Here is a 14,921-nt window from a genome sequence, read left to right as displayed (position 1 = left end):
CAGAAGAAAAGACATCAGAATAAAATTAAAAATTTAGGATTTGAAGAAAAGTCATCTCTTTTCTCTTTTTCTTCAATAAAAATAAAAACATGAACACAGAAATGCAATCGTTTACCATCTCGGTATATACAGAAAATAATATCGGTTTATTGAACAGAGTTTCATCAATATTTTCGAAAAGACATTTCAATATTGAAAGTTTAACAACGTCTCAATCAGAAATTGAAAATGTAAATAGATTTGTTATTGTATCAACAATGACAGCAAATCAAGCAGAAAAAATTGTAAAACAATTAGAGAAGCAAATAGAAGTCATAAAAGCCTTTGCACATACCGATGAAGAAACCATTTATCAAGAAACAGCACTGTATAAAGTGGCTTTAGATTCATTGTTAGAAACTTCTCAAATACAAAATATTATCAAAGAAAATCATGCAAATATTGTAACGGTTTCTAAAGATTTTTTTGTGATCGAAAAAACAGGGAGTCGTGAGGAAACAGAACAATTATACCAAGATTTAAAGCCTTATAAATTAATGCAATTTGTACGATCGGGAAGAATATCAGTAAGCAAAGAACCCATGAATATTTCAGAAATGCTAGCCGCATTTTAATCGCAGAGCAATAGTCTGATTGGATGTGTTTTGCATCAAAATTAAAAAATTACCAATTTAATGTCCAATACTCTTAGGTCGAGGACATTTATTTAATAAAACAAAAATGACAAATTATTTTAACACGTTATCATTAAGAGATCAATTAACAGAATTAGGAAAATGTAGATTTATGGAATCTTCAGAATTTGAAGATGGCGTATCGGCATTAAAAGGAAAAAAAATTGTAATTATTGGTTGTGGTGCTCAAGGATTAAACCAAGGATTAAATATGAGAGATTCTGGATTGGATATTTCTTATACGTTAAGACCACAAGCAATTGCAGAAAAAAGACCCTCTTTTTTAAACGCAACTGAAAACGGATTTACAGTGGGAACTTACGAAGAGTTGGTGCCAACAGCAGATTTGGTATTGAATTTAACGCCAGATAAACAGCATACAAATGTGGTAAACGCTGTGATGCCTTTGATGAAAAAAGGAGCAACCTTATCATATTCTCACGGATTTAATATTGTTGAAGAAGGCATGCAAATTCGTAAAGATTTAACCGTGATTATGGTTGCGCCAAAGTGTCCAGGTTCGGAAGTTAGAGAAGAATATAAAAGAGGATTTGGTGTACCAACATTGATTGCAGTGCATCCAGAAAATGATCCTGAAGGAAAAGGATTGGAACAGGCAAAAGCCTATGCTGTTGCAACTGGCGGACATAAAGCAGGTGTATTACAATCATCTTTTGTGGCAGAAGTAAAATCGGATTTAATGGGAGAACAAACCATTTTATGCGGCGTGTTGCAAACCGGAGCAATTTTGTCTTTTGATAAAATGGTAGAAGAAGGAATTGAACCAAGTTATGCTGCAAAATTGATTCAGTATGGCTGGGAAACGATTACCGAAGCTTTGAAACATGGCGGAATTACCAACATGATGGATCGTTTATCGAATCCAGCAAAAATAAAAGCTTTTAAAATTTCTGAAGAATTAAAAGACATTATGCGTCCGTTATTCCATAAACACATGGATGATATTATGTCTGGTCATTTTTCTAAAACTATGATGGAAGATTGGGCAAATGATGATAAAAATTTATTAAACTGGAGAGCGGCAACTGGAGAAACAGCATTTGAAAAAACAACTGCTACAAAACAAGAAATCCCAGAACAAGAATATTTTGATCATGGAACTTTATTAGTCGCTTTTGTAAGAGCTGGAGTTGAATTGGCTTTTGAAACCATGACCGAATCTGGAATTATTGCAGAATCTGCGTATTACGAATCGTTGCATGAAACTCCGTTAATAGCCAATACCATTGCTCGTAAAAAATTGTACGAAATGAATCGTGTAATTTCTGATACCGCAGAATATGGCTGTTATTTGTTTGATCACGCGTGTAAACCGTTGTTAACTGACTTTATGAAAACGGTAAAAACCGATGTGATTGGCAAAAAGTTTAGCTTAGGAAATGATGTAGATAATCAAGAATTAATTGCCGTAAATAAAGTGATTAGAGAACACGAAGTAGAAAAAGTTGGAGCCGTTTTAAGAGCCTCAATGACAGCGATGATACAACTTTAAATCAGTTGTCATTTCGAGTGAGTTTGATTTTTATTTCAAAAAATTAAATTCACTCGATGTCACACTCAATATTATAGATGAAAACAAAAAATGAACGTACAAACAATAACATATTACCCAAATTTAGAAGATATTAAAAGTGCTGTAACTACATTAAAAGATGTAGTTACGGTAACTCCTTTGTCTCAAAACATTAATTATTCTAGAAAATTTGCTGCAAATATTCTATTGAAAAGAGAAGATTTACAGCAAGTACGTTCGTATAAAATTCGTGGCGCATACAATAAAATTAGTTCTTTATCAGCAAAAGAATTGGAAAACGGAATTGTATGTGCCAGTGCTGGTAATCATGCGCAAGGTGTTGCCTTTGCGTGTCATAAATTAAAAATCCATGGAACTATTTTTATGCCAACTCCAACACCAAAACAAAAACTAGAACAAGTAGCCATGTTTGGAGGAAAATATGTAACTGTAAAATTAGTTGGAGATACTTTTGATGACGCTCAAAAAGAAGCAGCATTGGCGTGTGAAATACAAAGGAAAACTTTTGTACATCCGTTTAATGATCCAAAAATTATTGAAGGGCAAGCTACAGTTGGATTAGAAATTTTAGAACAAACAAATGCACCAATAGATTATGTTTTTGTGCCAGTTGGCGGTGGAGGTTTAGCTTCTGGATTGTCATCAGTTTTTAAAATGTTGTCTCCGAAAACTAAAATTATAGGCGTTGAGCCTTTGGGTGCTCCGTCAATGAAAACAGCTTTTGAGAAAAACAAGAATGTAAGTCTAAAATCCATTGATAAATTTGTTGATGGTGCAGCAGTGCAGCAAGTTGGCGACTTGACTTTTGAAATTTGTAAAGAAAATTTAGATGCAATGATTACAGTTGATGAAGGAAAAGTGTGTCAAACCATCTTAGATTTGTACAATAAAGATGCAATTGTAGTTGAGCCAGCAGGAGCATTAACAATTGCTGCATTAGATACTTTTACTGATGAAATTAAAGGTAAAAATGTAGTTTGTGTGATAAGTGGATCTAATAACGACATCACTAGAACAGCAGAAATTAAAGAAAGAGCTTTATTGTATGAAGGATTAAAACATTATTTTATCATTCGTTTTCCGCAAAGAGCTGGAGCTTTAAAAGAATTTGTTGCAGATATTTTAGGACCAGAAGATGATATTACACATTTTGAATATTCTAAAAAGCACAATCGTGAGAATGGGCCTGCAATTGTTGGAATAGAAATTAAAGACAAAAACGACTTAAAACCGTTAATTCAAAGAATGAAAAACAAGAATTTCTATGGAGATTATTTAAACGATAAACCCGATTTATTTCAATATTTGATATAACTTGCATAAAATTTAATCAATTATTTCATTGAAAAACATTTTTACAAATAGTACAATTCCAAAGAAATACAACATTCAAAAGTCATACAATCAAAATACGTATTTGGTAAATGGCGAGTTAAAAGAATGGAAAGGAGCAATAACATCGGTTTTTTCTCCTATTTATCAAGAAAATAAAGAAGGAAAATTACAACCAACTTTATTAGGAACAATTCCAAATCTTCAAGAAAAAGAAGCGTTAGAATCTTTAGAATCTGCGTGTAATGCATATGATAAAGGAAGAGGAGAATGGCCAACAATGAAAGTCGAAGAACGCATTTCTTGTATTGAAAATTTTGCTAAAATGATGTTGGAAACCAGAGATGATGTTGTGAACTGGTTAATGTGGGAAATTGGAAAACCGTATGAAGAATCATGTGCAGAATTTGATAGAACTATTGAATATATAAATGATACTATTTCTACCTTACGAGAAATGGATCAAAAGCATTCTGAAATTAAAAATCATAGCGGAATTATAGCACAAGTACGTAGAGCTCCGTTAGGTGTTGTGTTGTGTTTAAGTCCATATAATTATCCGTTAAACGAAACTTTTTGCTTGTTGATTCCGGCGTTAATTATGGGAAATACCACCATTTATAAACCGGCAAAACACGGAATTTTATTATTATCTCCATTATTAAAAGCGTTTCAAACTTGTTTTCCAAAAGGGGTTGTAAACATCATTTACGGAAGCGGAAGAGCTTTGGCAACTCCGATTTTAAAATCAGGAAAAGTAGATGTTTTGGCGTTAATTGGCAATAGTAAATCTGCAAATATTTTACAAGAATATCATCCAAAGAAAAACAGATTGCGTTTGGTGTTGGGATTAGAAGCTAAAAATGCTGGAATTGTTTTACCAGATTGCGATTTAGATTTGGCGGTAAAAGAATGTATTTTAGGCTCGTTGGCTTTTAACGGACAGCGTTGTACGGCCTTAAAAATATTATTTGTACACGAAGATATTGTAGCAGCATTTAATCAAAAATTTGTTGAAGAAGTACAAAAATTAAAAGGAGGTTTACCTTGGGAAGAAAACGTAAATATTACTCCGTTACCAGAACCAAACAAACCTGCATACATTCAAGAATTAATTGAAGATGCACTGTCAAAAGGAGCAAAAATTCTGAATAAAGATGGAGGAGAAACCATATTGAGTTTTGTGAATCCAGCAGTTTTATATCCAGTAAATGAAACGATGAAAGTGTATCATGAAGAGCAATTTGGACCTGTAGTTCCGATTTTGTCATTTAAAAATATTCAAGAACCTTTAGACTATATTTCAAACTCAAATTACGGACAACAAGTAAGTTTATTTAGCAACAATCCTAATACATTAGCGCCTTTAATAGACTCGTTGGTTAATCAGGTTTGTAGAGTAAATATCAACACCAAATGCCAACGTGGACCAGATGTGTTGCCTTTTGTTGGACGAAAAGATTCTGCCGTAAGCACCTTAAGTGTGTACGATGCATTGCGAACTTTTTCAATCAGAACTTTGGTTGCTTTTAGAGATACCAAAGCAAATGATATCATTTTATCTGATTTATTAGAAAATAATACTTCAAATTTTTTAAGGGAAAAATAAAAAAAAGAGCATTTTCCTTTTTAAAGAAAATGCTCTTTTAGATCAAATTAATATAAAATTTTGTTTTAGATAATAGTACTTTGTCCCATATGGATATTTGTAAAATTAAGGTTGCTATCATTTTGATTTTCAATATAATCTGCAATAAAATCGCCAACTTTAGATGTTGATGCAGAAAACGAATTTTTTCCTTTAATATCTTCTGTTGTAATCCCTAAAACCAACGATTTTTCTACAGCTCTTTCTATTGCATCAGCTTCTTTAAACAAGCCTAAATGTTTTAACAACATGGCAGCAGATAAAATAGAAGCTAACGGATTTGCAATATCTTTTCCGGCTGCTTGCGGAAACGAACCGTGAATTGGTTCAAACAATGCATTCTTTTTTCCTACGGATGCAGAAGCTAATAACCCGATTGATCCTCCAATAACACTAGCCTCATCAGAAAGTATATCTCCAAATAAATTTTCTGTTAAAATCACATCAAATTGTTTCGGATTTAAAATTAATTGCATCGCTGCATTGTCAACAAATAAAAAATCTAACGCTACATCTGGATATTGATTCGCCATTGCTGTAACCGTTTTTCTCCATAATCTTGAAGTTTCTAATACATTTGCTTTATCAACCAAGGTTAGTTTTTTACGTCTATTTTGCGCTTCTTTAAAAGCCAAATGCGCAATGCGTTCTATCTCTTCAACTGAATAGGAGCAACCATCAAAAGCTACTTGCCCATCATCACTTATTTCTTTAATTCCGAAATAAATTCCGCCTGTCAATTCTCTATAAATAGAAATATCTGTACCGCTTATGATTTCTTTTTTTAAGGGCGAATTTACAATTAATTGTTCGTATGCTTTTACAGGTCTAACATTGCAAAACAAACCCAATTCTTTACGCAATTTCAACAATCCTTGTTCTGGTCTTATGGTTGCAGACGGATCATTATCATACTTCGGATGACCAATGGCGCCAAATAAAATGGCATCAGACTTCTTACAAATTGTAAGTGTTTCATCTGGCAACGGATTTCCAGTTGCATCAATTGCACACGCACCCATTTGTGCTTCTTTGTAAATAAAAGTGTGATTGTAAACATCGGCAATTGCATTCAATGCTTTTTTTGCTTGCGCGGTTACTTCTGGTCCAATTCCGTCTCCAGGAATTACTGCAATTGTATATTTCATTGTTTCTTATATTTTGGGCGTTCCCACAAGGGTCGCGCTTTTCGTTCTATCTTTTAATTTGTTCTCGATACTCGCTTTGCGAACTCGAACTGACATTAAAAGGATGCCACTTCAATCGCTAACGCAATCGGAACTGCTTTATAACATTTGATTTTCAAATGCGGTTATTTTATCTTTTTTGCTGATTAAATAATCAATATCATCATATCCATTTAACATGCATGTTTTTTTGTAGGCATCAATTTCAAAAGCAGCAGTTCCCATGGCTGATTTTAAAAGCTGATTTTCTAAATCAACAGTTACTTCTGATGTGGGATTTTTCTGTAAATGAACCATCAGTTTCTTTAAAAAATCTTCTGAAACTTGAACCGGTAATAATCCGTTATTTAGTGCGTTTCCTTTAAAAATATCAGCAAAAAAACTACTAACAATTACTTTAAAACCATAACCAACCAAAGCCCAAGCTGCGTGTTCTCTACTAGAGCCACAACCAAAGTTATTTCCTGCAACTAAAATACTTCCACTGAATGTTGTGTCATTTAACGGAAACTCTTCATTGATACTTCCGTCTTTATGAAAACGCCAATCTTTAAAAACATTTTCACCAAAACCTAACTTGTCTGTAGCTTTTAAAAAACGAGCAGGAATTATTTGATCGGTGTCAATATTTTCTGTGGCTAACGGAATTGCTCTTGATGTTAATTGTGTAAATTTTTCCATTTTATGCTCGCGAAAGCGAGTATCTTTTTAATTTATAATGTGTTTTCAAACTGTTTAGTAATGTCAATAATTTTTCCTTCAACAGCAGTGGCGGCAGCAATTAGCGGACTTGCCAAAATAGTTCTAGAACCTTGTCCTTGTCTTCCTTCAAAATTTCTGTTGGATGTAGAAACACAATATTCTCCTTCCGGAATTTTATCATCATTCATTGCCAAACAAGCTGAACAACCTGGTTGTCTTAGGGAAAAACCAGCTTGTTCAAAAATTGTTTGTAAACCTTCTTCTGCAATTTGTTTCGCAACTCTTTGCGATCCTGGAACCAACCAAGCATTCACATTGGCTGCTTTTTGTTTGCCTTTTACATAGTTTGCTGCAATTCTAAAATCTTCAATTCTAGAATTGGTACAACTTCCAATAAAGACATAGTTTATTTTTTTGTTGAGTAAAGATTCTCCTTTTTTAAAGTTCATGTATTCCAATGATTTTTCAAATGAAGCATCATTAAAACTCGGAATATTTTCTGTGATTTTTATTCCCATTCCTGGGTTTGTTCCGTAGGTAATCATCGGCTCAATATCAGCAGCATCCAACCAATATTCTTGATCAAAAACAGCAGTTTCATCGGTTGCTAATGTTTTCCAATAGGCAACTTTTTTATCAAATTCATCTCCTGTCGGAGTAAATTCTTTTCCTTTTACATATTCAAAAGTAGTTTCATCTGGAGCAATCATTCCGCCTCTTGCACCCATTTCAATGCTCATATTACAAACTGTCATTCTTCCTTCCATCGTCATTTCTTCAAAGACATTTCCTGCGTATTCACAGAAATATCCTGTTCCAGAATTGGTGCCTAGTTTTGCAATGATGTAAAGAATCACATCTTTTGGTAAAACCCCCTTTTTTAATGTTCCATTTACATTTACTCGTAAACTTTTTGGTTTTTCTAACAACAAACATTGACTTGCAAAAACTTGTGAAACCTGACTTGTACCAATTCCGAATGCAATCGTTCCAAAAGCGCCATGAGTTGAAGTGTGAGAGTCGCCACAAACCATCGTCATGCCTGGTTGCGTAATTCCTAATTCGGGAGCAATAACATGTACAATTCCGTTGTTTTTATGACCTAAATCATACAACGGAATGTTGTTTTTTTTACAATTTTCAGACAATTGCTCTAGTTGTTTTCTAGAAAGAGCATCTTTAATTGGCAAATGTTGATTTTCGGTAGGTGTATTATGATCTGCCGTTGCCACAATTTTATCAGGTCTTGCAATTGGAATTCCGCGTTGTTCTAATTCGTTAAAAGCTTGCGGACTTGTAACTTCATGAATTAAGTGTTTATCGATATATAAAATTTGTGGACCATTTTCAATGGTATCTACAACGTGTGCATCCCAAACTTTATCAAATAATGTTTTTCCCATTAGGCAATTGCTATTTTAGAAAATGTATCTACACTTTTCATGATTAAATGAATATCATTATCATGAATTTCTTTTTGTCTATCAGCAATTTGTAAAAAGAAATTGTAGGCTTTATCTAACTGAACTTTTGTTAGTTCGTAACCAACTTTTTTAGCTCTGTATGCCAACGCTGCTCTTCCGCTTCTTGCTGTTAATACAATGGCACTTTCTGTGACTCCAACATCCTCAGGATTCATAATTTCATAGGTTTCTCTGTTTTTTATAACGCCGTCTTGATGAATTCCAGAGCTATGTGCAAAAGCATTTGCGCCAACAACTGCTTTGTTTGGTTGTACAGGCATTCCCATACTTTCTCGAACTAATAAACTTGTATCGTATAATAGTTTTGTGTTGATATCGGTTTCTAAATTCAAATATGGATGTTGTTTCAATACCATTACTACTTCTTCTAAAGCTGTATTCCCTGCGCGTTCTCCAATTCCGTTGATGGTACATTCTATTTGACGAGCGCCATTAATTACGCCAGCAATTGAGTTTGCTGTTGCCATTCCTAAATCGTTATGACAATGACATGAAAGAATTACATTCTCGATTCCTTTTACGTTTTCACGTAAGTATTTCATTTTTGCTCCATATTCTTCTGGCAAACAATAACCAGTTGTATCAGGAATATTTAAAACTGTTGCTCCAGCTTTAATTGCTTCTTCACAGATTTTCGCTAGAAAAGCGTTATCAGTTCTCCCAGCATCTTCTGCGTAAAACTCTACATCATTTACAAAAGATTTTGCATAAGAAACAGCATTAACTGCACGTTCAATAACTTTTTCTCTAGTAGCATTAAATTTGAATTTTATATGAGAATCACTAGTGCCAATTCCTGTGTGAATTCTTGGTTTTTTTGCATATTTTAATGCTTCTGCTGCAACTTCAATATCTTTTTTTACGGCTCTTGTTAATCCGCAAACTGTAGCATTTTTTACAATTTTAGCAATTTCTGAAACCGAATTAAAATCGCCCGGACTAGAAACAGGAAAGCCCGCTTCGATAACATTTACGCCTAAGACATCCAATCGTTCGGCAATAACCAATTTTTGTTTTGTGTCTAATTTACAACCCGGAACTTGTTCGCCATCTCGAAGAGTTGTATCAAAAATTTGGACTTTATGATCTTGCATGATTACTAATAGTTTTTTTATCTAATTCAAATTTATATATTGGGTTTTCTAAGTAAGGGTATTCTTACGCATTCTTTACGATGTTTAAATGTATTATTTAACAAATAAAATTCTGACAATCAGAATACTATGAGAAAACCATCTACGTTGGTCAATAATAATAACGATGCATTATTTGTATTGATTAAATCGTTGTCTAAATCAGAAAAAAGACAATTCAATTTATATGTTGGACGATTAGGCGGAAATACCGATGCTAAATTTTTTTCATTATTTAAGTTTTTAGAAAAATTAAAAAACTATGATGAACAACAAATTTTAGAAAGCGGAATTGTAACAAAATTGCAATTATCAAATTTAAAAGCTCATTTATATCGTCAAATCTTAATTAGTTTACGCTTAAATCCGTTGCATCAAAATATCAGAATTCAAATAAGAGAGCAATTAGATTTTGCAACCGTTTTATATCAAAAAGGACTGTACAAACAGAGTTTAAAATTGTTGGAAAAAGCCAAATCAATGGCGATCGAAAACGAAGAAAAAAACATTGCTTATGAAATTGTTGAACTCGAAAAAGTAATTGAAACACAATACATTACAAGAAGTATTAGTACTAGAGCCGATGAACTTTCAGAACAAGCAAAAGAGTTAAGTCAGCAAAATGTAATTACAAGTAAATTGTCTAATTTATCTTTACAGTTATATAGTATTTTATTAAAATCTGGGCCGGCAAAAAACGATGAAGAATTTGAAAAAGTGATTTCATATTTTAATGCTCGAATGCCAGAATTTGATATGAATACACTTGGATTTAGAGAAAAATTATGGTTATATAAAGCCTATGTTTGGAAAAGTTTTTTGCTGCAAGATTTTTTAATGTGCTATAAATATGCACACAAATGGATGCAATTGTTTAAAGGAAATAAAAAAATAATTTCTCAACATCCCGTGTTTTATTTAAAAGGAAAAAACTACTTATTAGAATCGCTTTTTTTTCTAAAACACTATTCGAAGTTTAAAGAAGAACTCAATTATTTTAAAGAAGAAATTAAACAAGAGCAAATCCCGATAAATAGCAATACAGAGTTGTTAATTTTTCAATATTATACTGCCAATCAATTGCATTTACATTTCTTAGAAGGCACTTTTAACGAAGGAGAATATTTGGTAAAAGAAATAGAACAAAAGATTAAAAAATACACAACTAGATTAGACGATCATCATATTGTAATTTTATATTACAAAATTGCTTGTTTGTATTTTGGAATGGGCGAAAACAGAAAATGCATCACCTATTTAACTAAGATTATAGATTCTAAAAATTTACAAGCTGCAGAAGATTTACAGTGTTTTGCAAGAGTTTTAAATTTGATTGCACATTTCGAGTGTGGCATGGATTATCATTTAGAAAGACAGTTTAAGGATACCTACAAATTCTTGTTGAAAATGCAAAATCTACAAGCGGTTCAAAAAGAATTTATTGTTTCTATAAAAGCTTTAAGTGATGTATATCCGCATCAAATTAAAAATGAATTTAAGAAAATTTATGCGCGTTTACAGAAGTTCGAAAATCACCCGTATGAAAAAAGAGCTTTTCTATATTTAGATATTTTATCTTGGTTAGAAAGCAAAATTGAAAATAAACTAATCGGAGAAATTATACGAGAAAAAGCAACAACTTTAAGTCGTTAACTTATTTGCCCACCATTTTTAATTTTCTCAGCTGGTTCTACAAAAGCCAATTTTCCGTCTGGTGTATCCGTCATTAAAATCATACCTTGACTTTCAACTCCACGCAATGTTCTTGGTGCTAAATTGCACAAAACAGTAACTTGTTGTCCAATAATATCTTCTGGATTAAAACTTTCTGCAATTCCAGAAACGATGGTTCTTACATCGATGCCAACATCTACTTTTAGTTGCAATAATTTTTTAGTTTTCGGAACTTTTGTTGCTTCTAAAATAGTTCCAACACGAATGTCTAATTTGGTAAAATCGTCAAATTCGATGGTTTCTTTTTGTGGTTCTACTGTTTTTTTAGCGTTTTCGTTTGCTGTTTTTGTAGCTTGTAATTTGTTTAATTGCGCTGTAATTTCTTTGTCTTCAATTTTAGCAAACAACAGCTCTGCTTTATTGATTTGATGATTTGCATTTAACAATACATCATTTTCTGAAACATTATTCCAAGTTAATGTTTCATTAATATTTAAAATTCCTTTTAATTTTGTTGATGTAAATGGTAAAAAAGGTTCTGATAAAACGGCTAAACCAGCTGCAATTTGCAAAGCAACATTCATTATTGTTTTTACACGTTCTTCATCAATTTTAATTACTTTCCAAGGTTCTTCATCAGCCAAATATTTGTTTCCTAAACGTGCTAAATTCATCAATTCTTGTGATGCTTCTCTAAAACGATAACGTTCAATGGATCTAGAAATTACATTCGGAAATTCTTTTAAAGCAGCCAATGTTTCTTCATCAACTTCAGAAAATTCTCCTGCAGGTGGCACCTGTCCGTTGTAATATTTATTTGTTAAAACAACGACACGATTGATGAAATTGCCAAAAATGGCAACCAATTCGTTGTTGTTTCTTGCTTGAAAATCTTTCCAAGTAAAATCGTTGTCTTTTGTTTCTGGCGCCGTTGCGGTTAATGCGTAACGCAATACATCTTGTTTTTCTGGAAAGTCAATTAAATATTCGTGCAACCAAACCGCCCAATTTTTAGACGTTGATAATTTATTGCCTTCTAAATTTAAAAACTCGTTTGCAGGCACATTTTCTGGTAAAATATAATCGCCGTGTGCTTTTAACATGGCTGGAAAAATAATACAGTGAAAAACAATATTATCTTTTCCTATAAAATGAACCAACTTGGTGTCTTTATCTTTCCAATATGGCTCCCAATCTTGATTGTTTTGCTGTGCCCATTCTTTGGTTGCAGAAATGTATCCAATCGGCGCATCAAACCAAACATATAATACTTTTCCGTCTGCGCTTTCAACCGGAACAGGTATTCCCCAATCTAAATCACGGGTTACAGCTCTTGGTCGTAAACCATCATCAATCCAAGATTTTACTTGTCCTAATACATTTGGTTTCCAATCGTTTTTATGGCTTTCTAAAATCCATTCTTTTAAAAATGCTTCGTGTTTATCCAACGGTAAAAACCAGTGTTTTGTTTCTTTTAACGTAGGAACATTTCCTGTAATTGAAGATTTTGGGTTGATTAAATCGGTGGCATTATGACTTGTTCCACAACTTTCACATTGATCGCCATAACTTTCTTCATTGCCACATTTTGGACAAGTTCCAACCACAAATCGGTCTGCTAAATACTGATTTGCTTCAGCATCATACAATTGTTCTGTAATTTCTTCAATAAATTCACCATCATTGTACAATTTGGTAAAGAAATCTGAAGCCGTTTTATGATGAATCTCCGCCGAAGTTCTTGAATAATTATCAAAAGAAATTCCGAATTCAGCAAATGAATTTTTAATGATTTTATGGTATTTATCAACTACTTCTTGCGGTGTAATTCCTTCATTTTTTGCTTTGATAGTAATTGGCACTCCATGTTCATCAGATCCACAAACAAAAACAACATCTTCGCCTTTTAAACGTAAATAACGTGCATAAATATCTGCAGGAACATAAACACCTGCCAAATGACCAATATGTACAGGTCCGTTTGTATAAGGTAAGGCAGCAGTAATTGTATATCTTTTTGGAGTATTCATTTCTATCGTTTTGATTTTATTTAAAAACCTGTTTTGGACAGATTTTTGAAATGCAAAAGTACGGAAAAGCAACGAAAACTCATTTTTTTAAGCCGTCAAAAATAGATACATTTACAAAAATCATTTTTTTATGAAAGCAACAAAACTTTTATTGATTGTATTATTCTCGTTTGTTATTACGAACAATCAAACACATGCACAAGAAAACACAAAAACTAATTTAATTACACCACCATATTTACAAAAAGGTGATACAATTGCAATTGTTGCTCCTGCAGGAATCTTAACAAACCGAAAAGATGTTATAGATAAAGCAAAAGAATTGGCAGAAAGTTGGGGTTTACATGTTGTTTACGGAAAACATTTGTTTGATACTGCAGGTCATTTTTCTGCAACTGATGAAGAAAGAGCAGAAGATTTTCAAACAGCAATGGACAATCCGAATATAAAAGCAATTTGGGCTGGTAGAGGCGGTTACGGAACAGTCAGAATTTTAGATAGATTAGATTATACAAAATTTATAGAAAGTCCAAAGTGGGTAATCGGTTATTCTGATATTACCGCTTTACATTCTCATTTAAATGTATTGGGTTACGAAACGATTCATGCAATGATGGGAACAAGTTTAGGTGATGATGCTGAAAAGATTGTAGAAACGTTAAAGTCGTTTAAAAAATCAATTTTTGGAGAGCAATTAAGTTACAGTTTGGTTTCTGTTAAAGAGAATATAGAAGGAGCTGGAAAAGGAGAATTGATTGGCGGAAATCTTTCTTTATTGGCATCGATGTTAGGATCAGAAAGTGAAATGAATGCCGATGGTAAAATTTTATTTATAGAAGAGGTTGGCGAGTATAAATACAGTATGGATAGAATGTTGCAAAGTTTAAAACGTGCAGGTTTTTTTGATAATTGCAAAGGAATTATTGTTGGAGATATTTCTAAGATAAAAACAAACTCTTTAAAATGGGGAAGTTCTATGGAGCAATTAATTTTAGATGTTGTTGCTGATTATGATTTTCCTGTATTGTTTAATTTTCCTGCAGGACACGAACCAGATAATAGATCGTTAATTCTTGGAAGAACTGTAGAAATGATTGTTACTAAAGAAGGAATTTCTACCTTGGTTTTTGATGAATAAAAAATGGCAGAACATAATATACTTGGTGAAAAAGGAGAACAATTAGCGGTTGATTATTTGGTGCAAAATAACTATAAAATTATTGCGCGTAATTATCGTTTTTTAAAAGCAGAAGTTGATATTATTGTCCAAAAAGAAGACATTTTAGCTGCGGTAGAAGTAAAGACACGCTCTACTTCTGACTTTGGAAATCCACAGGATTTTATCAATCCTAAAAAAATAAAATTACTAGTTTCTGCGATGGATAATTTTGTGGTAGAAAACGATTTAGATGTAGAAGTTAGGTTTGATATTATTGCAATTGTAAAACAAAAAAACGCCTTTCAAATAGAACATTTAAAAGACGCTTTTCTATTTTTTTAAG

12 protein-coding genes are annotated in these 14,921 nt (G+C 32.6%); 7 read left to right on the top strand and 5 right to left on the bottom strand.

What is annotated here, in order from left to right; translation table 11 throughout:
- Positions 1-89 precede the first annotated feature (89 nt).
- From ilvN to ABDX67_RS00650, 4 genes are all read left to right on the top strand, one after another.
- A complete protein-coding gene (gene ilvN, locus ABDX67_RS00665) occupies positions 90-614 on the top strand; it encodes an acetolactate synthase small subunit (protein WP_347172753.1) in 525 nt (174 codons plus the stop codon).
- A gap of 106 nt (positions 615-720) precedes the next feature.
- Positions 721-2,187 (top strand): ketol-acid reductoisomerase, encoded by a 1,467-nt coding sequence (ilvC, locus tag ABDX67_RS00660; protein WP_347172752.1) that lies wholly within the window; start codon positions 721-723, stop codon positions 2,185-2,187.
- Between the two features lie 90 nt (positions 2,188-2,277).
- On the top strand, positions 2,278-3,543 hold the full coding sequence (ilvA, locus tag ABDX67_RS00655; protein WP_347172751.1) for a threonine ammonia-lyase IlvA: 1,266 nt from the start codon (positions 2,278-2,280) through the stop codon (positions 3,541-3,543).
- Positions 3,544-3,571: 28 nt separating this feature from the next.
- Positions 3,572-5,170, top strand: coding sequence for an NADP-dependent glyceraldehyde-3-phosphate dehydrogenase (locus ABDX67_RS00650; RefSeq protein WP_347172749.1), 1,599 nt, complete (start codon positions 3,572-3,574; stop codon positions 5,168-5,170).
- A 65-nt stretch (positions 5,171-5,235) separates the two neighbouring features.
- Here the strand turns inward: ABDX67_RS00650 and leuB are convergent, their stop codons facing one another.
- The 4 genes from leuB to ABDX67_RS00630 all read right to left on the bottom strand — a co-directional run bounded on the left by leuB (position 5,236) and on the right by ABDX67_RS00630 (position 9,676).
- Positions 5,236-6,357 carry a 3-isopropylmalate dehydrogenase gene (gene leuB, locus ABDX67_RS00645; RefSeq protein WP_347172748.1) on the bottom strand — a complete coding sequence of 374 codons (1,122 nt, stop codon included), beginning with the start codon at positions 6,355-6,357 and terminating at the stop codon, positions 5,236-5,238.
- Between the two features lie 138 nt (positions 6,358-6,495).
- On the bottom strand, positions 6,496-7,077 hold the full coding sequence (gene leuD, locus ABDX67_RS00640; protein ID WP_347172747.1) for a 3-isopropylmalate dehydratase small subunit: 582 nt from the start codon (positions 7,075-7,077) through the stop codon (positions 6,496-6,498).
- Positions 7,078-7,109: 32 nt separating this feature from the next.
- Entirely contained in the window at positions 7,110-8,501 is a 1,392-nt protein-coding gene (gene leuC, locus ABDX67_RS00635; protein ID WP_347172745.1) for a 3-isopropylmalate dehydratase large subunit, read from the bottom strand.
- Positions 8,501-9,676, bottom strand: a complete 1,176-nt coding sequence (locus ABDX67_RS00630) for a 2-isopropylmalate synthase (protein ID WP_347172743.1) — start codon at positions 9,674-9,676, stop codon at positions 8,501-8,503. The genes leuC and ABDX67_RS00630 overlap by 1 nt, the downstream gene beginning before the upstream one ends.
- Before the next feature lie 129 nt (positions 9,677-9,805).
- Between ABDX67_RS00630 and ABDX67_RS00625 the strand changes: the two genes are divergently transcribed.
- Positions 9,806-11,368 carry a hypothetical protein gene (locus ABDX67_RS00625; protein ID WP_347172742.1) on the top strand — a complete coding sequence of 521 codons (1,563 nt, stop codon included), beginning with the start codon at positions 9,806-9,808 and terminating at the stop codon, positions 11,366-11,368.
- Here the strand turns inward: ABDX67_RS00625 and metG are convergent.
- Positions 11,365-13,419, bottom strand: a complete 2,055-nt coding sequence (gene metG, locus ABDX67_RS00620) for a methionine--tRNA ligase (protein WP_347172740.1) — start codon at positions 13,417-13,419, stop codon at positions 11,365-11,367. The genes ABDX67_RS00625 and metG overlap by 4 nt on opposite strands.
- A 130-nt stretch (positions 13,420-13,549) precedes the next feature.
- On the opposite strand from metG, the gene ABDX67_RS00615 reads away from it, so the two are divergent.
- Both ABDX67_RS00615 and ABDX67_RS00610 read left to right on the top strand, forming a co-directional pair.
- Complete coding sequence (locus tag ABDX67_RS00615; RefSeq protein WP_347172739.1) at positions 13,550-14,557, top strand: S66 peptidase family protein; 1,008 nt, start codon at positions 13,550-13,552, stop codon at positions 14,555-14,557.
- Positions 14,558-14,560: 3 nt separating this feature from the next.
- Positions 14,561-14,920: a YraN family protein gene (locus tag ABDX67_RS00610; protein WP_347172737.1), complete on the top strand. Its 360-nt coding sequence runs from the start codon at positions 14,561-14,563 to the stop codon at positions 14,918-14,920.
- The last annotated feature ends 1 nt before the right edge of the window (position 14,921 follow it).

The organism is Polaribacter uvawellassae, assembly GCF_039748955.1.
In the GTDB taxonomy this organism is placed as follows: domain Bacteria; phylum Bacteroidota; class Bacteroidia; order Flavobacteriales; family Flavobacteriaceae; genus Polaribacter; species Polaribacter uvawellassae.
This window is presented reverse-complemented; position numbering and strand designations above follow the sequence as displayed.

Excerpts from the sequence above, each read along its gene's own strand:
- leuC (WP_347172745.1), bottom strand. The coding sequence starts at position 8,501 with ATGGGAAAAACATTATTTGATAAAGTTTGGGATGCACACGTTGTAGAT.
- ABDX67_RS00630 (WP_347172743.1), bottom strand. The coding sequence starts at position 9,676 with ATGCAAGATCATAAAGTCCAAATTTTTGATACAACTCTTCGAGATGGC.
- ilvN (WP_347172753.1), top strand. The coding sequence starts at position 90 with ATGAACACAGAAATGCAATCGTTTACCATCTCGGTATATACAGAAAAT.
- ilvA (WP_347172751.1), top strand. The coding sequence starts at position 2,278 with ATGAACGTACAAACAATAACATATTACCCAAATTTAGAAGATATTAAA.
- ABDX67_RS00615 (WP_347172739.1), top strand. The coding sequence starts at position 13,550 with ATGAAAGCAACAAAACTTTTATTGATTGTATTATTCTCGTTTGTTATT.
- leuD (WP_347172747.1), bottom strand. The coding sequence starts at position 7,077 with ATGGAAAAATTTACACAATTAACATCAAGAGCAATTCCGTTAGCCACA.
- ilvC (WP_347172752.1), top strand. The coding sequence starts at position 721 with ATGACAAATTATTTTAACACGTTATCATTAAGAGATCAATTAACAGAA.
- leuB (WP_347172748.1), bottom strand. The coding sequence starts at position 6,357 with ATGAAATATACAATTGCAGTAATTCCTGGAGACGGAATTGGACCAGAA.
- ABDX67_RS00625 (WP_347172742.1), top strand. The coding sequence starts at position 9,806 with ATGAGAAAACCATCTACGTTGGTCAATAATAATAACGATGCATTATTT.
- ABDX67_RS00610 (WP_347172737.1), top strand. The coding sequence starts at position 14,561 with ATGGCAGAACATAATATACTTGGTGAAAAAGGAGAACAATTAGCGGTT.
- metG (WP_347172740.1), bottom strand. The coding sequence starts at position 13,419 with ATGAATACTCCAAAAAGATATACAATTACTGCTGCCTTACCTTATACA.